This window comes from Kitasatospora sp. NPDC004289 (genome assembly GCF_053602875.1).
In genome coordinates, this window is sequence record NZ_JBSGEL010000081.1 from 15,327 (window position 1) to 33,220 (window position 17,894).

General features: G+C 73.5%; 17 protein-coding genes, 1 rRNA gene and 1 pseudogene. 3 read left to right on the top strand and 16 right to left on the bottom strand.

The window, feature by feature from the left end; all coding sequences use genetic code 11:
- Positions 1-35: 35 nt before the first annotated feature.
- The 12 genes and pseudogenes from ACWEPF_RS34350 to ACWEPF_RS34405 form a co-directional block, all read right to left on the bottom strand.
- Positions 36-494, bottom strand: coding sequence for a hypothetical protein (locus tag ACWEPF_RS34350; protein ID WP_452175672.1), 459 nt, complete (start codon positions 492-494; stop codon positions 36-38).
- Complete coding sequence (locus tag ACWEPF_RS34355) at positions 491-1,645, bottom strand: MlaD family protein (protein ID WP_452175673.1); 1,155 nt, start codon at positions 1,643-1,645, stop codon at positions 491-493. The genes ACWEPF_RS34350 and ACWEPF_RS34355 overlap by 4 nt, the downstream gene beginning before the upstream one ends.
- A complete protein-coding gene (locus ACWEPF_RS34360) occupies positions 1,645-2,871 on the bottom strand; it encodes an MCE family protein (protein ID WP_452175674.1) in 1,227 nt (408 codons plus the stop codon). Before ACWEPF_RS34360 ends, ACWEPF_RS34355 begins: the two co-directional genes overlap by 1 nt.
- Positions 2,868-3,857, bottom strand: coding sequence for an MCE family protein (locus ACWEPF_RS34365; RefSeq protein ID WP_449798674.1), 990 nt, complete (start codon positions 3,855-3,857; stop codon positions 2,868-2,870). Before ACWEPF_RS34365 ends, ACWEPF_RS34360 begins: the two co-directional genes overlap by 4 nt.
- Positions 3,854-4,912: an MCE family protein gene (locus ACWEPF_RS34370; RefSeq protein WP_452175675.1), complete on the bottom strand. Its 1,059-nt coding sequence runs from the start codon at positions 4,910-4,912 to the stop codon at positions 3,854-3,856. The genes ACWEPF_RS34365 and ACWEPF_RS34370 overlap by 4 nt, the downstream gene beginning before the upstream one ends.
- Positions 4,909-5,940 carry an MCE family protein gene (locus tag ACWEPF_RS34375; protein ID WP_452175676.1) on the bottom strand — a complete coding sequence of 344 codons (1,032 nt, stop codon included), beginning with the start codon at positions 5,938-5,940 and terminating at the stop codon, positions 4,909-4,911. The genes ACWEPF_RS34370 and ACWEPF_RS34375 overlap by 4 nt, the downstream gene beginning before the upstream one ends.
- Complete coding sequence (locus tag ACWEPF_RS34380) at positions 5,937-7,202, bottom strand: MCE family protein (RefSeq protein WP_452175677.1); 1,266 nt, start codon at positions 7,200-7,202, stop codon at positions 5,937-5,939. The genes ACWEPF_RS34375 and ACWEPF_RS34380 overlap by 4 nt, the downstream gene beginning before the upstream one ends.
- The gene (locus ACWEPF_RS34385) at positions 7,199-8,026 is read right to left on the bottom strand and encodes an MlaE family ABC transporter permease (RefSeq protein ID WP_345289447.1); all 828 of its coding nucleotides are present in this window, start codon (positions 8,024-8,026) and stop codon (positions 7,199-7,201) included. Before ACWEPF_RS34385 ends, ACWEPF_RS34380 begins: the two co-directional genes overlap by 4 nt.
- Before the next feature lies 1 nt (position 8,027).
- The gene (locus ACWEPF_RS34390) at positions 8,028-8,822 is read right to left on the bottom strand and encodes an MlaE family ABC transporter permease (protein WP_345289446.1); all 795 of its coding nucleotides are present in this window, start codon (positions 8,820-8,822) and stop codon (positions 8,028-8,030) included.
- Positions 8,822-9,697: pseudogene (locus ACWEPF_RS34395) on the bottom strand (ABC transporter ATP-binding protein); the annotation flags it as partial. The gene ACWEPF_RS34390 and the pseudogene ACWEPF_RS34395, both read right to left, overlap by 1 nt.
- Before the next feature lie 8 nt (positions 9,698-9,705).
- A complete protein-coding gene (locus ACWEPF_RS34400) occupies positions 9,706-10,695 on the bottom strand; it encodes a hypothetical protein (protein ID WP_452175678.1) in 990 nt (329 codons plus the stop codon).
- A 204-nt stretch (positions 10,696-10,899) separates the two neighbouring features.
- Positions 10,900-11,553 carry a hypothetical protein gene (locus ACWEPF_RS34405; protein ID WP_452175679.1) on the bottom strand — a complete coding sequence of 218 codons (654 nt, stop codon included), beginning with the start codon at positions 11,551-11,553 and terminating at the stop codon, positions 10,900-10,902.
- Between the two features lie 414 nt (positions 11,554-11,967).
- Between ACWEPF_RS34405 and ACWEPF_RS34410 the strand changes: the two genes are divergently transcribed.
- Positions 11,968-13,161 (top strand): PucR family transcriptional regulator, encoded by a 1,194-nt coding sequence (locus ACWEPF_RS34410; RefSeq protein ID WP_449798669.1) that lies wholly within the window; start codon positions 11,968-11,970, stop codon positions 13,159-13,161.
- Between the two features lie 63 nt (positions 13,162-13,224).
- Positions 13,225-14,187, top strand: a complete 963-nt coding sequence (locus tag ACWEPF_RS34415; protein WP_452175680.1) for an alpha/beta fold hydrolase — start codon at positions 13,225-13,227, stop codon at positions 14,185-14,187.
- A 59-nt stretch (positions 14,188-14,246) separates the two neighbouring features.
- On the opposite strand, the gene ACWEPF_RS34420 is transcribed toward ACWEPF_RS34415, so the two are convergent.
- Together ACWEPF_RS34420 and ACWEPF_RS34425 are read right to left on the bottom strand one after the other, a co-directional pair.
- Positions 14,247-15,011: a glucose 1-dehydrogenase gene (locus tag ACWEPF_RS34420; RefSeq protein ID WP_345289440.1), complete on the bottom strand. Its 765-nt coding sequence runs from the start codon at positions 15,009-15,011 to the stop codon at positions 14,247-14,249.
- Positions 15,012-15,100: 89 nt separating this feature from the next.
- Positions 15,101-15,742, bottom strand: a complete 642-nt coding sequence (locus ACWEPF_RS34425) for a TetR/AcrR family transcriptional regulator (protein ID WP_452175681.1) — start codon at positions 15,740-15,742, stop codon at positions 15,101-15,103.
- A gap of 123 nt (positions 15,743-15,865) precedes the next feature.
- Here ACWEPF_RS34425 and ACWEPF_RS34430 point away from each other — a divergent pair, with 123 nt between their 5' ends.
- Complete coding sequence (locus ACWEPF_RS34430) at positions 15,866-17,239, top strand: FAD-dependent oxidoreductase (RefSeq protein ID WP_452175682.1); 1,374 nt, start codon at positions 15,866-15,868, stop codon at positions 17,237-17,239.
- Between the two features lie 40 nt (positions 17,240-17,279).
- On the opposite strand, the gene ACWEPF_RS34435 is transcribed toward ACWEPF_RS34430, so the two are convergent.
- Together ACWEPF_RS34435 and rrf are read right to left on the bottom strand one after the other, a co-directional pair.
- Positions 17,280-17,714 (bottom strand): VOC family protein, encoded by a 435-nt coding sequence (locus tag ACWEPF_RS34435; protein WP_452175683.1) that lies wholly within the window; start codon positions 17,712-17,714, stop codon positions 17,280-17,282.
- 105 nt (positions 17,715-17,819) lie between these two features.
- A 5S ribosomal RNA gene (gene rrf / locus ACWEPF_RS34440) occupies positions 17,820-17,894 on the bottom strand; the annotation flags it as partial.

Genomic DNA, 17,894 nt, shown 5'->3' on the forward strand with positions numbered 1-17,894 from the left:
TGCACCGGCCACCTCGGGGAGGCTCTCGACGGCCGTCACGGCGCCCCCACCGGCACGGTGGTCAGCGCGGTCGCCTTCCACCCGCCGCTCCGGCGGGCCAGCTCCACCGCCACCCGGCGCCGGTCGGTGGTCACAGTCCCGTCCGCGAGGGTCTGCCGGAGCCGGAGCACGGCGATCATCCCGGCGGTGCCGGAGCCGCGGTCCAGCCGGGTCAGCGCGGCCTCCGCGACGGTGGCCGAGGTGGTCGAGTCCGTTGCCGCCGCGCCGAGTTGCGCGAGCAGCGGCCCGTCCGCGACCGCCCGCCAGCGCGACCGGGTGCCGTCCGGGTCGCGGCCGTCGGCGCTGCCGAGCACCTCCGCCGCGCTCCGCCCGGCGGCCAGCACGGCCTCCCGCTCGCGCACCCCGTCCTCGGCGTGCCCTGCCTGCCACCACCAGCTCAGGGCGCCCGCCGACAGCACCAGTACGGCCAGGACCCGGAACGCCCACAGCCTCACCGGCCCGCCCCCGGTGTGGCCGGTGCGACGGGGGTCGGCACCCCGCCCTTGGGGGCGTTGGCCGAGCCGCGCACGGCGGTGCCGGAGGAGGCGGAGGCCGCGCACCGCGCCGCAGTGTTCAGCGGCGGGGCCGCGCCGGTGTCCAGGCCGTTCCGGTAGGTGGTGTCCCTGTACCCGTCGGTGCAGGGCAGCGGGGAGAAGAAGGTGACGGCCATGCCCATCCTCGCGCCCTGCTCGGTGACCGCGGTGGAGCCGGCCGCCGCCACCGCCGGGAGCCGGACCAGCAGTTCCTCGATGCCGTGCTGGCGGGTGACGCCGAGTTCGGCGGTGGTCAGCAGGTTGGCCAGCAGCACGCTGGTGGACGGGTCGAGCTGCTTCATCAGCGCGCTCACCTGCCCGGCGGCCTGCGGGCCGCCCGCGATCACCCGCTGCAGGTCGCCGTCCGAGCGGGCCAGTTGGGCGGCGAGCTGGGAGGTGCCGGTGGCGAAGGAGCGGATCGCGTCGGCCTCCTCGGCCTGGGTGCGCAGCACCGTCTCGCCGTCCACGATCAGCCGGGTGGTGGCGGGCAGCGCGGCGTCGGCCGCCTTGAGGAAGGTGCGGCTGCCGTCGAGCAGCGCCTGGAGGTTGTCGGCCTGACCGTTGAAGGCGGTGCCGAGTTCGTCGACGACGGTGCGCAGCGAGGCGAGCGGCACCGAGCCGACCAGCGCGTCGGTGCGGGTCAGCAGGTCGGTGACGGGCGCGGGCACGCTGGTGGCGGAGCGGGGGATCCGGGCGCCGTCGGCCAGGTAGGGGCCCTGGTCGGTGCTGGGCCGCAGGTCGAGGTACTGCTCGCCGACGGCCGACAGGCCGGCCACGGCGGCGGTCAGCGTGGCCGGGATGCGGGGCGCGTCGGAGGAGATCCGCAGCTCCGCCCGGACCCCGTCGGGGGTGAGCCTGATCGCTCCCACCCGGCCCACCGAGACGCCCCGGTAGGTGACGTCGGCGTGCTCGAACAGGCCGCCGGTGCGCTCCAGTTGGACGTCGACCCGGTAGTAGTCGCGCAGGCCGACGTAGCGGCCGAGGTCGGCGTGCTGGACGGCGATGTAGCCGAGCACCAGCACGGCGATCAGCAGGAAGGCGAGGTTCTTCGCCCGGACGGCCAGGTTCGGCATCAGCGCGCCTTTCCGGACGGACGGCCCACCGAGGGCAGCGGCAGCGGCAGGCGCCGGGCCTCCGGGGAGGCCGGATCGGTCGGCCGGTCGGTGGGCGGATCGGTCGGAGGGTCGGTGGGCGGGTCCGTCGGCGGGTCCGTGGGCTCCTCGGTGGGCTCCTCGGTGGGCTGCGGGGTGGGCTGGGGCGGCGGCGCGGCGGTGTCGTCCTGGTCCAGCTCGGGGAAGATCCGGGTGCCGGGAGCGGCGGCCAGGTCGAGGTAGACGTTCAGGTAGTCGCCCTTGACCCCGCGCAGCACCTCGTCGGTGAACGGGTAGGTGAGCAGCACCTGGAGCGAGTCCGGCAGCGCCTTGCCCGCGTCCGCCAGGCCGCGCAGCACCGGGGCGATCGCCTTGAGGTCGGCCACCACGTCCTCCTTGCTGCGGTTGACGGTGTCCACCGCGACGCCCGAGAGGGTGTCCAACGCGCGGAGCAGGGTGACCAGTTCGCCGCGCTGCTGCTCCAGCACCCGCAGGCCGGGGCTGAGCTCGGTGAGCACGGTGCCGATCTGCCGGTCCCGGGTGGCCAGGGTGGCGGCCAGCCGGTCGATCCCGTCGAGCGCGGCGGTCAGGTCGGCCCGGTGGGCGTCGAGCTCGCCGGTGAAGGTCTTCAACCGGTCGAGGACGGAGCGCAGTTGGGCCTCGTTCCCGGTCATCGCCCGGCCCAGTTCGGTGGTGATGGTGCGCAGCTGGTCGATGCCACCGCCGTTGAGCAGCATGGAGAGCGCCCCGAAGACCTCCTCCACCTCGGTGGAGCGGCCGGTGAGCTGGGCCGGGATCACCGCACCGTCGCCGAGCCGTCCGCCGCCCTGGGCCTGCGGGTCGGCGGGGGTGGTGAGCCGGACGTACTTCTCCCCGAGCAGGCCGGCCTGGGCCACCTCGGCCCGGCTCCCGGCGGGCAGCCGGACGTCGCCGTTGACCCGTAGGGTGACCACCGCGCTCCAGTCCTCGGCCAGCGTGATGGCGGTGACCCGGCCGACCGCGACCCCGTTCACCTTGACCGCCGACTGCGGCACCAGGCTGAGCACGTCGGCGAACCGGGCCTCCAGGCGGTAGGAGTGGTCGCCCAGTTCGGCCCCGCCGGGCAGCGGTGCGTCCTGCAGGCCGCCGAAGCCGCCGCAGCCCGCGGTCAGGCCGGCGGTCAGCACGGTGGCCAGCGCCAGGGACAGGTGGTGCGGTCGACGGGTCATCGGTCCACCCCGGGCAGTGGCAGCGGCAGGGTCAGTTCGGTCAGGTTCGCCCGGCCGGTGATCGTGCCGGCCTTCGGGTCGTAGGCGCGCAGCAGGTTGCCGGCCGCCAGCGGGGCGGTGTCCAGCAGTTCGGCCAGGGAGGCCCGCTGGTCCACCAGGCTCTGGGTGATCGGCACCAGCTGGTCGATCCCGTGGGCGAGGCGGGTGCGGTTGTTCTCCACGAAGGTCTTCACCTCGCCGAGGGCGACGGCCAGTTGGTGCAGGGCCTGGCCCAGCTCCTCCTTGTCCTCGGCCAGGTAGGAGCTGACGGCGGCCAGCCGGTCGGTGACGGTGCGCACCCGCCCGTCGTTCTCCTTGAGCATCGCGGCGAAGGACTCCAGCTGGGTCAGCGTGGCGAACAGGTCCTCGCTGGAGCCGGAGAGGGTCTTGGCGGCCCGGCCGAGCTGCTCGATCGAGTCGCCGATCAGCTTGCCGTTGCCGTCCAGGTTCCGCGCCCCGGTGTCCAGCAGCCGGGAGAGCGCGCCCTGGGAGTTGGCCCCGTCCGGGCCCAGCGCGGTGGCCAGCTCGGTGAGGCTCTCGTAGAGCTGGTCGATCTCCACCGGCTGGGCGGTCCGCTCGACCGGGATCACCGCCCGGTCGGCCAGCAGCGGCCCCTCCGTCCAGGCCGGGGTCAGCTGCACGTACCGGTCGGCGACCACGCTGGGGGCGACCACCACGGCGGAGGCGGAGGCCGGCACCTTCACGCCGTGGTCCAGGCCGAGTTCGACCCGCACCTTCGCCCCCTCGGGGTGGACCGAGCGCACGGTGCCGACCTTGACGCCGAGCACCCGCAGGTCGGATCCGGCGTAGACCCCGACGGCGTGGTCGAAGTACACCGTCACCCGGCTTCCCTCCGGGCCGGGGACGGCGATCAGGGTGGCCGCCACGGCGGCCGCGGCGGCGGCCAGGGCGATGAGCGCCCGGCCGCGGCCCGAGAGCACGCTCATCCCCGGCCCCCCGTCGGCCGGACCGGGCGGCAGCCGGTGGCGGGCGCCGTTCCCTCGGGCAGGTAGGAGGGCGGCACCACCCCGCACAGGTAGGCGTCGAACCAGCGGCCGTTGCCCAGGGTGTTGCCCATCAGCCGGTAGTACGGGCCGAGCAGCGCCAGGGTCTGGTCCAGGCTCTGCTGATTGGCCCGCAGCACCCCGGTGACGCGCTCCAACGCGCTGAGGGTGGGCGCCAGTTGGCGCTCGTTGTCCTTCACCAGGCCGGTCAGCTGGGTGGCCAGCGCGCCGGTGCCGGTGAGCAGTTGGTGCACCGCCTCGCGGCGGCGCTGGAGCTCGGCCAGCAGCGAGTCGCCGTCGCTCAGCAGGGCGCTGAAGCGCTCGTTCTGGTCCGCCACGGTCTTGGTCAACTTGCGGCTCCCGGCGAGGAGTTCGGCCAGCCGGGCATCCCGGTCGGCGATGGTGCGGGAGAGCCCGGCCAGGCCCTCGGCGGCGCTGCGCACGGATTCGGGGGTGGTGGCGAAGGTGTCCGAGATGGTCCGGAAGGACTCGGCCAGCTTGGCGGTGTCGATCGCGCCCACCGTCCGGCCGAGGCCCTCCAGGGCCTGGGTGACGTCGTACGGCGAGGTGGTCCGGCTCGCCGGGATGGCGACCCCGGGGTCCTGCTCGCCGGCGCCCAGCGGGTCCAGCGCGAGGTACTTGGCGCCGAGCACGGTGCGGATGCCGATCGCGGCGGTGGTCGCGTCGCCCACCCACACCTCGCGGACCCGGAAGCCCACCCGGACCTTGGCCCCGCTCAGCACGACCTCGGTCACCTTGCCGACCTTGGCCCCGGCCACCCGGACCTCGTCGCCCGGCCGCAGCCCGCCCGCCTCGCTGAACTCGGCCGTGTACGCGGTGCCCCGGCCGAGCAGCGGCAGCCGGTCGCCCTGGTAGGCCAGGGCGCAGACCAGCAGGATCACCAGCAGCCCGACCGCGCCGACCACCACCGGGTTGCGCTCGCGCAGCGGCCGGAAGAGCGGCCCGCGCACGGCGGTGCCCCCGTCGGAGCGGCTCATCCCCGGCACCTCGCTTCGTCCACGGTGACCCCGGTCGGCGGCACGGAGCCGTCGCCGGTGGTCACGCCGGTCACGGTGGCCTGGCACAGGTAGAGGTTGAACCAGGAGCCGTAGGAGGCCAGCCGGCCGAGGGTGGTCAGCTTCTCCGGGCTGCGCCGGAGGAAGTCCTCCAGCTGGGTGCTGTTGTCGGCCAGTCCGGCGGAGAGCCGGCCCAGCTGGCCGATGCTCTCCTTGAGGGGTGCCCGGCCCTCGGCCAGCAGCCCGGCGGTGGAGGTGGTGAGCGCGCCCACGGCCTGCGCCGCCTCGCCGATCGGCTGCCGGTCGCGGTTGAAGCCGGCCACCAACTGCTGGAGGGTGGAGACCAGTTCGGTGAAGCCCTGGTCGTGGGTGTTGACGCTGGCGACCACCGTGTTCAGGTTCTCGATCACCCGGCCGATCACCTCGTCCTTGGCGGCCAGCGTGCCGGTGAGCGAGCCGACGCTGCGCAGCAGCCCCTCGACCGTGCCGCCCTGGCCCTGGAGCACCTGGACGATCTCCTCGGCCAGCTTGTTCACCTCGTCCGGGGCCAGGCCCTGGAACAGCGGCTGGAAGCCGCTGAACAGCTGGGTGAGGTCCAGCGCGGGGTGGGTGCGCTCCACCGGGATGGTGGCGCCGGGCGCCAGCTTCTCCTCCAACGGGCCCGTGCCGCGCGCCAGTTCGAGGTAGCGGCGGCCGACCAGGTCCAGGTACCTGACCGAGGCGGTGACGCTGCCGGGCAGCGGGGTGCCCTTGCGGACCTTGAACCGCACCAGCGCGTAGCGCCGGTCGGTGACGCCGACCGACTCGACCTCGCCGACCCGCACGCCCGCGATCCGCACGCCGTCCCCGGCGGCCAGGCCGGTGACGTCGGTGAACCGGGCCCGGTAGGCGACGGTCTCGCCCACCCCGGTGTCGGCGATGCCGAAGGCCAGGGCGGTGGTGGCGAGCGCGGTGACCAGGACGAAGACCAGTGACTTGACGACCGGTCCGATCAGGCTGCGGCGCCTCACTTCAGCCTCACCTCCGCCCCGCGCAGCAGCGGCCCGGCCAGCACGCTGCTCCAGTCGGGCAGGTCACCGGCCGGCGCGAGCAGTTCGTTCACCAGGGCGTTCTCCTGCGGTGAGTTGGGCAGGCCGAGGCCGGCCTCGCCGGGCGCCGGGAAGCCCTGGCCCGGCGGCACCGCCGCCGGGGTGGTGCCGCGCCCGGTGTAGGGGGTGTCGTAGCACTTCGGGCCGCCGGTGGCGGTGTAGGCCGGGGCGTCCTTGCCGGGCCGGTAGGCGCCGGGGCTGGGCACGGTGTTCACGGTGACGTGCAGGCCCGGCCGGTCGGTGCCCTTGCCCAGCGCCTTGTCCATCACCGGCACGAAGTCGGCCAGGGTGCGCAGCGTGCACGGGTAGGCGGGGGCGTACTCGGCCAGCAGCTCCAGGGTGCCCCGGCTGTCGGCGGAGAGCCGGATGAGCGTGTCCCGGTTGCGCGTCAGGAAGTCCGTGACGTCCCCGGCGGCGGCCGTGGAGGAGGCGTAGAGCGCGCGCAGCCCGGCCCGCTCGCGGGCGATCGTGCCGCTGGTGGTGGTGAAGTCGGTCAGGGCCTGGAGCAGGTCGGGCGCGGCGTCCCCGTAGGCCTGGCTGACCGTCACCAGCTGCGCGATGTCCCGGTTCAGGGCCGGGAGTTCGGGGTTGAGCCGGGCCAGGTGGGCGTCCAGTTCGGTGAGCGTGGCGCCGAGCTGGGCGCCGCGGCCGCGCAGGGCGGTGGCCACCGCGCTCAGGGTGGCGGCCAGCTTGTCCGGCTGGACGGCGTTGAGCAGCGGCAGCAGGTGGTCCAGCACCTGCTCCAGCTCGGCTGCGTCGGCGGTGCGGTCCTGGGCGATCACGGCCCCGGCCCGCAGCGCCCCGCCCGCGGTGGCGGTGGTGTCGGGCACCAGGGCGACGTAGCGCTCGCCGAAGAGGGTGGTGGGCAGCAGACGGGCCGTCACCCCGGCCGGGATCTCGGCCAGCCGGGCCGGGTCGAGGGCCAGGGTGAGCCGGGCCCGCTCGCCGTCGGCGCCGATCCGGCTGACCCGGCCGACCACCACGCCGCGCAGCTTGACGTCGGCGTTCACCCGCAGCTCGTTCCCGGTGGCGTTGGTCTCCAGCAGCACGGTGCTCTCGTCGCTGAAGGCCTTGCGGTAGACCGCCACGCAGAGCCCGGCCAGCAGGGCGGGCACCAGCAGGAATACCAGGCCCAGCACGGCCCGGGCGGGGCGGCGCCGGTCGGTGGCGCGGAAGGCGTTCATCCGGTCACCCGCACGGTGGTGGTGGCGCCCCAGATCGCCAGCGAGAGGAAGAAGTCGGTGATGCTGATGATCACGATGGCGTTGCGGACCGAGCGGCCCACCGCGATGCCGACCCCGGCCGGGCCGCCGGTGGCGTGGAAGCCGTAGTAGCAGTGCGCCAGGATCACGATCACGCTGAACAGCAGCACCTTCAGGGCCGACAGCAGCACGTCCTCCGGGGCCAGGAAGAGCCCGAAGTAGTGGTCGTAGGTGCCGGGTGACTGTCCGTTGACGGAGACCGTGACGGCGCGGGAGGCGGCGTAGGAGGAGAGCAGCCCGACCCCGTACAGCGGCACCACGGCCACCACCCCGGCGATGATCCGGGTGGTCACCAGGTACGGCAGGCTGCGGATGCCCATGCCCTCCAGGGCGTCCACCTCCTCGTTGATCCGCATCGCGCCGAGCTGGGCGGTGAAGCCCGCGCCGACGGTGGCCGAGAGGGCGAGGCCGGCCACCAGCGGGGCGATCTCCCGGGTGTTGAAGTAGGCCGAGATGAAGCCGGTGAAGGCGGTGGTGCCCAGCTGGTCCATCGCGGCGTGGCCCTGCAGGCCGACCACCGTGCCGGTGGCCGCGGTCATCCCGACCATCACCCCGACGGTGCCGCCGATCACCCCCAACCCGCCGCTGCCGAAGGCGACTTCGGCCAGCAGCCGCTGCACCTCGCGGAAGTAGCGGCGCAGCGCGCGGGGCACCCAGAGCAGCGCGGCCAGATGGAAGACCAGGTGGTCCCCGACGGTCTCCAGCCACCCGAGCGGGCCCCGGGCCGCACGGCCGGGCAGCGCCATCTCAGGCTCCCTTCTGCGGGATGATCCGCAGGTAGACGGCGGTGATCACCACGTTGATCACGAACAGCAGCAGGAAGGTGACCACCACGGTCTGGTTCACCGCGTCGCCCACGCCCTTGGGGCCACCGCGCGGGTTGAGACCCCGGTAGGCCGCCACGATCCCGGCCACGAAGCCGAAGACCAGCGCCTTGAACTCGCTGACGTACAGGTCCGGGAGCTGGGCCAGGGCGGAGAAGCTGGCCAGGTAGGCGCCCGGGGTGCCGTCCTGGAGCATCACGTTGAAGAAGTAGCCGCCGAGCGTGCCGACCACCGAGACCAGGCCGTTGAGCAGCACCGAGACCGCCATCGCGGCCAGCACCCGGGGCACCACCAGGCGCTGCACGGGCGAGACGCCCATCACCGCCATCGCGTCCAGCTCCTCGCGGATCTTGCGCGAGCCGAGGTCCGCGCAGATCGCCGAACCGCCCGCACCAGCGATCAGCAGCGCCACGATCAGCGGGCTGGCCTGCTGGATCACGGCCAGCACGCTGGCCCCGCCGGTGAACGACTGCGCGCCCAACTGCTCGGCCAGCGAACCCACTTGGAGTGCGATCACGGCACCGAACGGGATCGACACCAGCGCCGCCGGCAGGATCGTCACGCTCGCCAGGAACCAGAACTGCTCGATCAGCTCCCGCCACTGGAACGGCCGCCGGAACACGTCCCGCACCGTGGTGGCGGCCAGCGCCAGCAGCTGCCCGCTCTGCCGCAGCCCGCCCGTGAGCGGGTTGCCCTTCACCGGGTCGGCCGCGCTCACCGCAGCACCGCCCCGCGGCGCGGCGGCAGGCCCGGCGACGGCTGCAACTGCCGTGGCAGCGGCCCCGGTTCGGCCTCCTGGTAGGGCTCCTCCAGCGCCAGCTGGGCCTCGTCCTTCTCCTCCGACATCCCGATCGGCCCCTCCCGGCGCCCGCCGAGGAACTGCCGCACCACCGGCTGACGGCTGGTCAGCAGCTCCTCCCGGGAGCCGAAGGCCACCAGCCGGCGGCGGAACAGCATGCCGATGTGGTCCGGCACGGTGGCCGCGATGTCCAGGTTGTGGGTGACGATCAGCATGGTGGCGCCGATCTGCGCGTTCAGGTCCACCAGCAGCTGCGACAGGTAGGAGGTGCGCACCGGGTCCAGGCCCGAGTCCGGCTCGTCGCAGAGCACGATCTCCGGGTCCAGCACCAGCGCCCGGGCCAGGCCCGCGCGCTTGCGCATCCCACCGGAGATCTCCCCCGGCAGCTTGGCCTCGGCGCCGTTCAGGCCGACCATCTCCATCCGCTCCAGCACGATCCGGCGGATCTCCGCCTCGGTCCTGCGGGTGTGCTCGCGCAGCGGGAAGGCCACGTTGTCGTAGAGGCTCATGGAGCCGAACAGCGCGCCGTCCTGGAACATCAGGCCGAAGCGCCGGCGGGCCCGGTAGACCTCGCGCTCCGGGCCGCGCACCATGTCGACGCCGTCCACCAGCACCCGGCCCCGCTCGGGCCGCAGCAGACCGATCACCGACTTCAGGAAGACGGTCTTGCCGGTGCCCGAGGGCCCCAGCAGCACCGTCACCTCCCCGGGCGGCAGCGTCAGCGTGACGTCCTCCCAGACGGTCTGGCTGCCGAAGGACTTGGTCAGCCCCTCGACGGTCACCTCGATCCCCATCCCGGCTCCTAGCCCTGGTCCGTGGTGCGGCGGTGCGGCAGGGCCGGCAGCTGGATCTCCGGCTCGCAGCCGTTCGGCTGGTCACTGGTCGGGGTGCAGATCGCGCCCTGCACCAGGTTGAGCGAGTTGCCCGGCCCGGAGACGGCCGCGGTGAAGAGCGCGTCCAGGTTCTCCGCCCCGTTCCCGCAGCCCTTGAACTCCGGTATCACCAGGTCCCGTTGGGAGAGCGGCCCGCCGCCGATCAGGGTGTAGTCGGGCTTGCCGTCGCCGCCGCCCGGCAGGTGGTCGTCCTGGCGGCCCTTCAGCTCCAGGTTCACCGGCCGGGCCGTGCGGCAGTTCGGGCCGACGTCCAGCGGGGTCCCGTTCACCTTCACGTCCCGCAGCCTGATCGACTGGTAGCCGCCGATGGTGAACTCGACCGGCTGGTCCCAGTCGGTGTTCCCGGTCGCCACGATGGTCAGCAGGCCCCGCGGCTCCAGCTCCATCACGGCGGTGGTCGGCATGAAGCCGTAGGTGAGGAAGGTGGTCTCGCTGGGCGGGAGTTGGAGGTAGCCGAGGTTGTCGGCCTCGAAGTACGGCTGCTGCCCCTCCGGCGGGTCCCAGAGCGTGACGAACCGCCGGCTCATGTTCACCGCGGTCAACGCGGGATGCCCGGCCGGGTCGTTGAGCACCGAGGCCTGGTGCTGCTTGCGCACGTTGGCGAAGCCGACCGCGTAGGCGCAGGCCCCCACCGGCGGGAACGGGCCGGTCTCCTCGTTCGGCACCACGAACGCGCCCTCGGGCACCGGCGGCAGCCTGGCCTGGTCCAACTCGCCCTCCGGGGCGGGCGGGCAGCTGTTCACCCCCGAGTGCGGCTGCTCCTGCGCCGCCACCGCGGCCGGAGCGCTCCCGGGCACGGCCCCGGACGGGGCACCCGGCACCGTGCCCGCCAGCAGCGCGGCCGCCAGGACGGCGGCCGGCTTCACGGGCACGGCAAGGCGACGCACCGCGTCCCTCATCTCTGGACTCCTCTTGGCTCGGGACGCAGGACAGTACGGCCGGGTAACAAGCCCTCACAAGCGATCGCACGCGGATCGTCGGGAGCGCTCTCCCCGGCCCGGATTTCCTGTCACCGGATGACAAAACGACCCTGACGGCCTGTCATCCGGTGCGTGTGTTCGTACCCGGACCCGGGCGGTGGCCCGGGTCCGGGTACGGGTGCCTCACGGGGAGGTGATGACCTGCGGGGCGCTCAGCACGTACGCGGCGTTGTAGACCGCCGGGTCGTTGTTGTTCAGCAGACCGAGGCAGGACCCGGAGACGTTGTACGCCCGCAGGTCACCGCCGCTGATGGTGAGGGTGTTGGTGGAGTTGCTGTAGCTGCCGGTCAGGGTCGCCGTCGAACCGGCGGTCGGGCCCTGGAAGTCGGCCGTGCAGCCGGCGCCGCTGATGTGGGCCTTCACCCCGGTCAGGGTGCCGGTGGTGACACCGGTGCCCGCGTTGTAACTGACCGCGTTCAGCGACCACGGCAGGCCCTGCGGGGTGACGCTGAAGGTGATGCCCAGCGGACCGGAGCAGCTGGTCCAACTCACCGAGGTGATCGAGGAGATGCCCGCGCCGGTGGCGGAGCTGGTGGCCAGCGTGCCGGCCGCGGAGGAGGAGGTGCAGGTCAGCTTGGTGCCGGTCTTGGTGTCGGTCAGCTTCGGCGAGGTCGCCTTGGCCGTCCAGGGGCCGCCCGGGCTGGCGGTCCAGCCGGCCAGCAGGCCGGAGGAGGCGGACTGGGTGCCGGCCGTCGCGGTGGTCGGGGCGAGCGTCATGCCGGCCACGGCGGCGAGAGACGCCGCAGCCACCAGGGCGCCCTTGACAGGCTTGCGCACGATGGGTCCTCTCTGTGGGGGCGGACCCGCCGGGGCACGACCAACTCTCCTGACGAAGAACTGAGTTGGCGCCGAGGCGAATCCGAGGAAGCGAGGCGCACGGGTGGGGCCGTCCTCGCTGGTCCCGGACATTACGCGCCGGTAATCAGGCCCCGCAACGGAGCCGGAACAGTTCCGGGATTCCCGGCCGCGCGCTGCGGATTTCTTGTTCCGGCGCTACCAGAAAACCCCCGCGCCGTTGTCCCGGAGTGAGCCCCGAGTCCCCCTCCGCGGCGCAGAGTGCCAATCCGTTAGCGGAACGCCGACCGGCAGTTCGACGTCACGACTGGTGCGCTGACGACCACTCGTGCCCTATCGTCAGCGAACCACCACACGTCGTATGCGTCCGGCCGCCCCCGGACGCCAGGGGGACTCATGGCCACGCCACGCCGGGCGCCCGGCTCCAGCTCGCCGCTCGACCAGGTGCCGCGCGAACTCGCCGCCGTGATGCGGCCCGAACTCCCGGGCCTGCTCAAGGAGATGGCCGCCGAGATCGTCGCCACCATCCCCGAGTACCGCGAACTCCTGGAAGGACCCGCCGCCCGCGTCATCCGGGTCGGCATCGAACAGAACATCGCCACCTTCGTCGACCAGGTCGCCGCCCCGACCGCCACCACCTCCCTGCGCGACGAGATCTGCCGCCGCTTCGGCCGCCACGAGGCCCTGGAGGGCCGCAGCCTCGACATGCTCCAGGACGCCTACCGGATCGGCTGCCAGGTCGCCCTGCGCCGGGTGCGCGCCGTCGGCCGCCGCCACAACCTCTCCGCCACCGTCCTGATGGCCTTCGCCGACGCCCTCTTCGCCTACATGGGCGAGATCGCCGAACTCTCCCGCGAGGGCTACCTCCAGGCCATGGCCGAACTCGGCGAGGAGCCCGACAACCGCCGCCGCCGGCTGCTGCGCCGCATCCTCAGCGGCACCGGCGCCGCCCGCACCGCCCTCGCCGAACTCGCCGACCACGCCGCCTGGCCGCTCCCCGACCACGTCACCCTGGTCGCCCTCGCCCCCGGCGCCCGCCCCCACCGCGGCGTCCTCGACCGCGACGTGCTGCTCGACCTCTCCGACCGCGAACCCCACCTGCTGTTACCCGGACCGCTCACCCCCGCCCGCCGCGAGGGCCTCACCGCCGCCCTGGCCGGCTGCCGCGCCGCCGTCGGCCTCACCACCCCGCTCGCCGAGGCCGCCGACTCGCTGCGCTGGGCCCGCCGGCTCCTCCCGTACACCACCGGCCCCCTGACGTACTGCCAGGACCACCTCGTCCACCTCTGGCTGCTCAGCGACCCGGCCCTGCTCCACCAGCTCGACCGGCACTACCTCGCCCCGCTCGCCGCCCTCACCCCCACCCGGCGCTCCCGGCTGCTCGACACCCTGCGCGCCTGGCTCACCACCCGGGCCAGCGCCCCCGACCTCGCCGAACAACTCGGCGTCCACCCGCAGACCGTCCGCTACCGGCTGCGCGTCCTGGACCGCGCCTTCGGCGAACGGCTCGCCGACCCGGAGTCCCGCTTCGCCACCGAGATCGTGCTCCGCGCCACCGCGCTCACCGGCCCGCCCCCGCCCGCGCGTTGACCGCCCGTCCAGGTGCGCTGCGGCACCCTTCCGCTCCGTGCGCGGAGCACCCAGGATGACCCCATGACGACCGCGATAACGCACCGCTACGTCGAGTCCGCCAGTGGCCTGCGCATGCACGTCGCCGAGGCCGGCACCGGACCGCTCGTCCTGCTCCTGCACGGCTTCCCCGAGGGCTGGTACTCCTGGCGCCACCAGCTCACCGCCCTCGCCGAGGCCGGCTACCACGCCGTCGCCCCCGACCAGCGCGGCTACGGCCGCACCAGCGGCCCGGACGCGGTGGACCAGTACACCATCCTCCAACTCGCGGGTGACGCCCTCGGGTTGATCCCCGCCCTGGGCGCCGACCGGGCCGTGGTGGTCGGCCACGACTGGGGCGCCCCGGTCGCCTGGCACACCGCCCTCTTCCGCCCCGACCTGGTCCGCGGGGTCGTCGGCCTCTCCGTCCCGCCCTACCCGCGGATGCCGGTGCGGCCCACCGAGCTGTTCCGCAAGGTCTTCGGCGACGCCTACTACATGCTCCACTTCCAGCGGCCCGGCGTCGCCGACGCGGAGCTCGCCCGCGACCCCGGCACCACCTTCCGCCGCCTGCTGGCCGGCCGCGCCGCCGACCCGGCCGGCCTCACCCCGCTGGTCCCCGAGGGCAAGGGCTTCCTCGACGCCTTCCGCTCCCCCGAGACCCTCCCGGCCTGGCTCACCGAGGCCGACCTCGCCCACTTCGCCGCCGAGTACGCCGCGTCCGGCTTCACCCGCCCGCTCAACTGGTACCGCAACCTCGACCGCAACTGGGAGCTCACCGCCCCCTGGCAGAACGCCCGCATCCGCACCCCGGCCCTGCTGGTCGTCGGCGACCGCGACCTGGTCGTCGCCAACGACGCCGCCAAGGCGCTCATCGCCACCCTCGACCAGCACGTCCCCGAACTCGCCGCGCCCGTCTGGCTCACCGACTGCGGCCACTGGACCCAGCAGGAGAAGCCCGCCGAGGTCAACGCCGCCCTGCTCCGCTTCCTCGACGACCTGGGCTGACGGAACGCCGGAGGGCCCGGGCGGCCTCATGAGCGCCCGGGCCCTGCCGCCACATCCGCCTACTGCCCCATCACGTACCGGACCGTGGGACCGGTGGTCCACCCACCGTCCACCGCCAGCTCCGCACCGGTGATGTACGAGGCCTCGTCCGAGAGCAGGAACACCGTGGCCGCGGCGATCTCCGGCGCCTCGCCGACCCGGCCCATCGGGGTGTTCGGGTAGTTCCCCTCCCCGCGCTCGATGCCCACCTGCGCCGTCATCGGCGTGTAGGTCATGCCCGGGTGCACCGAGTTGACCCGGATCCGGTCGACGCCGAGCTCCACCGCGCCGATCTTGCTCAGCCCGCGCACCGCCCACTTGGAGGCGCCGTAGCCCGCCGTCAGCGCCAGGCCCATCAGCCCGGCCGCCGAGGAGATGTTCACGATCGAGCCGCCACCGGCCTCCCGCAGCGCCGGGACCACGGCCTTCATGCCGATGAACACCCCGGTCAGGTTGATGTCCACCACCTTGCGGAAGTGCTCCACCGACTCGTCCACCAGGAAGCTCCCGGTGGAGATGCCCGCGTTGTTCACCAGCCCGTGCACCCCGCCGAACTCCGCCACCGCGAAGGCGACCACCGCAGCCCAGTCCGCCTCCGAGGTCACGTCGTGGTGGTGGTAGCGGGCCCGCTCCCCCAACTCGGCGGCGGTGGCCCGGCCCTCCTCGTCCAGCACGTCGGTGATCACCACGTTGGCACCGGCCGCCACCGCCTGGCGGGCCGCCTCGGCACCCAGGCCGCGGGCTCCGCCGGTGATCAGGACGGTCTTGCCGTTGAGCTCGGTCATGACTTCTTGCTCCCTTGCGATGGTGGTGCTCGGTGCTCCCGGACGGCGGGGTGGCGCCGCCCGGCGTGTGTGGCGCCGCGTCCGGCGGGTCAGCCGTCGGTGTCGAGCGCGGGCAGCGGTGCCGTGAGCATCGCCCCGGCCATCGCCACCAGATCCGCCCGGAACAGCGCGTCCCCCGTCAACAGCCGCTCGCCCGACTCCAGTTGACGGGCCCGCTCCGCCAGCGCCGCGCCGACCAGGATCAGCGCCAGGTCGATCCGCTCCAGCCGTACCGGCTCGGGCAGTTCGAGCAGCGAGGTCTCCAACTCCCCGATCAGGCGCCAGTACCCGCCCCCCGCGAGGTGCGGATGCGGCTCCCGCGTCCGGATGCCGCTCCGGTAGCTGATCTGCGCCGCGATCCGCAGCCCGTCCCGCCCCGCGTCACTCGCCAGCTCGGCCGCCTCGGATGCCACCAGCGCGTCCAGCAGCACCGGGAGCGGCTGCCCCTCCGGTCGCGGCAGCAGCGCGTGCAGGGACCGCTCGGCCCGCTCCTGCCGTTCGCGCATCACGGCGTCCAGCAGCCCCTCCCGCGAGCCGAAGTGGTACTGGACGGCGGAGGGGTTGGACTGCCCCGCCAACCTGACCACGTCGCGCAACTGGGCACCGTGCACGCCCTGTTCGGCGAACAGACGGGCACCGGCCCGGATCAGACGGTCACGGGTGGGCGTGCCACCCGCCGGAGTTCTCGGCATGCCTCCACTCTAATGCTGACCATTATTAAAGTCGAACGCCCGTCGGACCCACCCCGGATTGCCGAAGGAAGATCATCAACTAGTAGTCTGCCTGCGCAACACGGCGCGACGAAGGGGAGAGCGATGGCGCGGGTTGCGGTGGTCGGCGGAGGAATCAGCGGGCTGGGCACGGCCCTCATGCTCGGACGGCGCGGCCACACGGTCACCGTCTTCGAGCAGGACGACCGGCAGGCCGGGGCCGATCTGGACCAGGACTTCTACCACTGGAAGCGACCCCGGGTACCGCAGGCCAACCACCCGCACTCCTTCCTCGCACCGGTCCGCACCGTCCTGCGCGCCGAACTCCCGGACGTCCACGCCGAGCTGCTGGCACGCGGAGCCCGCGAGTACCACGACTTCGACTGGTTCGGGCAGCACCCCCCGCACCGGGCCGGCGACGAGGACCTGGTGACCCTGCGCACCCGCCGCATCGTCCTCGAGACCGCCCTGACCACCGCCGTCCGGCGCGAACCCGGCGTCCGGGTCCGGCGCGGCCGCCGCGTCGAGGGCCTGACCTTCCGTCAGGACTCCCCCACCCGGGTCACCGGCGTACGGACGGACTCCGCCACCCACCCGGCGGACCTCGTCGTCGACACCTCCGGCCGCCGCTCCCCGGTCCCCGGCTGGCTGACCGCCGCCGGCTGCCGCCCACCCGTGGTCGAGAGCCACCGCGCCGGCATCGCCTACCTCTGCCGCTGGTACCGCCTGCGCCCCGACGGCCCGCGCGACCCCGGGCGGGTGAAGACCGGCTCCGACGCACCGTTCGCCCTCGCGGGCGTCTTCCCCTCCGACAACGACACCTTCGCCGTCAGCGTGGTGCTCTCCACCGGCGACCCGACCCGCAGCGCACTCCTCGACCCCGCCGTCTTCGAGGCCGTCGCCCGCCGCTTCCCCGCCTCCGCCGCCTGGCTGGCCCTCGACCCCGAACCGCAGACGCCGGTCCTGGCGATGGCCGGGCTCGACAACCGCTGGACCTCACTCGTCGACGACACCGGCCCCGTGGTGACGGGCCTGGTCAACGCCGGCGACAGCCTCGTCCACACCAACCCCACCCTCGGGCACGGCGTCGCCCTCGGCCTGCGCGCCGCCCAACACCTCGCCGCCCACGCTGACCGGATCGCCGCCGACCCCACCGAGTACCACGCCTGGACGGTCCGCGAACTCCGCCCGTGGTTCGACGCCCAGGTGACCGCCGACCGCGGCAACGAGCAACGCCTCACCGGGACTTCGCCCTCCCCCGACCTCCGCGCCGCCGCCCGCGCCGCCTGCGCCTTCGACGACCCGGTCGTCATGCGCGCCCGCGCCCAGGTCCGCCACCTCCTGAAGCCGGCGGCGGACGCCTACGGCAGCGAGGAGGTGGACCGCGCCGTCACCGACTGGCTCGCCGCCCGCCCTGACTTCGCACCGACCCACGACGGTCCGACCCGGGCCGAGTGGGACGCCCTCATCCCCGGCTGAGCCGAGAGGGCGAAGGGCCCCGCCTCCGTCAGTACCTCTGTCAGTCGAGGCAGAACTCGTTCCCCTCGACGTCCCGCATCACGATGCAGGACTCGTTCTCCTCGTCGGCGTACAGCACCACGTCGCATACGGCGCCGAGCGCCACCAACCGGTCGCGCTCGGCCTCCAGCACCGCCAACCGCTCGGCCCCCACCAGCCCGGTGCCGGCCCGCACGTCGACGTGCACCCTGTTCTTGGCGACCTTCCCCTCCGGCACGGACTGGAAGAAGAACCGCGGCCCCTCCCCCGTGGGATCCACCGCCGCCGACCAGGCCCCCACCCCCGAGGCCGGCAGCGTACTCACGTACTTCTCCCAGTCGGCGAAGCCCTCCGGCGCCGCCGGAGCGACGTAACCGAGCACCTCCCGCCAGAAGCGGGCGACCCGCTCCGGCTCGGCGCAGTCGAACGTGATCTGGACTTTCCTCAGTACGGCCATCCGGTCACCGTAGCAACGAAGACGATCACAGGCACCAGGATTTTCCGCCCCGGAAACGCAGAGAAGCCCCCTGACGAATCGTCAGGGGGCTTCTCTTGAATGATTGTTCGGCGGCGTCCTACTCTCCCACAGGGTCCCCCCTGCAGTACCATCGGCGCTGTGAGGCTTAGCTTCCGGGTT

What these genes read in the sequence shown, in the direction of transcription:
- ACWEPF_RS34365 (WP_449798674.1), bottom strand. Translation starts at nt 3,857, where the DNA reads ATGAGCGTGCTCTCGGGCCGCGGCCGGGCGCTCATCGCCCTGGCCGCC.
- ACWEPF_RS34420 (WP_345289440.1), bottom strand. Translation starts at nt 15,011, where the DNA reads ATGACCGAGCTCAACGGCAAGACCGTCCTGATCACCGGCGGAGCCCGC.
- ACWEPF_RS34385 (WP_345289447.1), bottom strand. Translation starts at nt 8,026, where the DNA reads ATGGCGCTGCCCGGCCGTGCGGCCCGGGGCCCGCTCGGGTGGCTGGAG.
- ACWEPF_RS34415 (WP_452175680.1), top strand. Translation starts at nt 13,225, where the DNA reads ATGACGACCGCGATAACGCACCGCTACGTCGAGTCCGCCAGTGGCCTG.
- ACWEPF_RS34410 (WP_449798669.1), top strand. Translation starts at nt 11,968, where the DNA reads ATGGCCACGCCACGCCGGGCGCCCGGCTCCAGCTCGCCGCTCGACCAG.
- ACWEPF_RS34380 (WP_452175677.1), bottom strand. Translation starts at nt 7,202, where the DNA reads ATGAACGCCTTCCGCGCCACCGACCGGCGCCGCCCCGCCCGGGCCGTG.
- ACWEPF_RS34360 (WP_452175674.1), bottom strand. Translation starts at nt 2,871, where the DNA reads ATGACCCGTCGACCGCACCACCTGTCCCTGGCGCTGGCCACCGTGCTG.
- ACWEPF_RS34355 (WP_452175673.1), bottom strand. Translation starts at nt 1,645, where the DNA reads ATGCCGAACCTGGCCGTCCGGGCGAAGAACCTCGCCTTCCTGCTGATC.
- ACWEPF_RS34430 (WP_452175682.1), top strand. Translation starts at nt 15,866, where the DNA reads ATGGCGCGGGTTGCGGTGGTCGGCGGAGGAATCAGCGGGCTGGGCACG.
- ACWEPF_RS34425 (WP_452175681.1), bottom strand. Translation starts at nt 15,742, where the DNA reads ATGCCGAGAACTCCGGCGGGTGGCACGCCCACCCGTGACCGTCTGATC.
- ACWEPF_RS34400 (WP_452175678.1), bottom strand. Translation starts at nt 10,695, where the DNA reads ATGAGGGACGCGGTGCGTCGCCTTGCCGTGCCCGTGAAGCCGGCCGCC.
- ACWEPF_RS34435 (WP_452175683.1), bottom strand. Translation starts at nt 17,714, where the DNA reads ATGGCCGTACTGAGGAAAGTCCAGATCACGTTCGACTGCGCCGAGCCG.
- ACWEPF_RS34370 (WP_452175675.1), bottom strand. Translation starts at nt 4,912, where the DNA reads ATGAGCCGCTCCGACGGGGGCACCGCCGTGCGCGGGCCGCTCTTCCGG.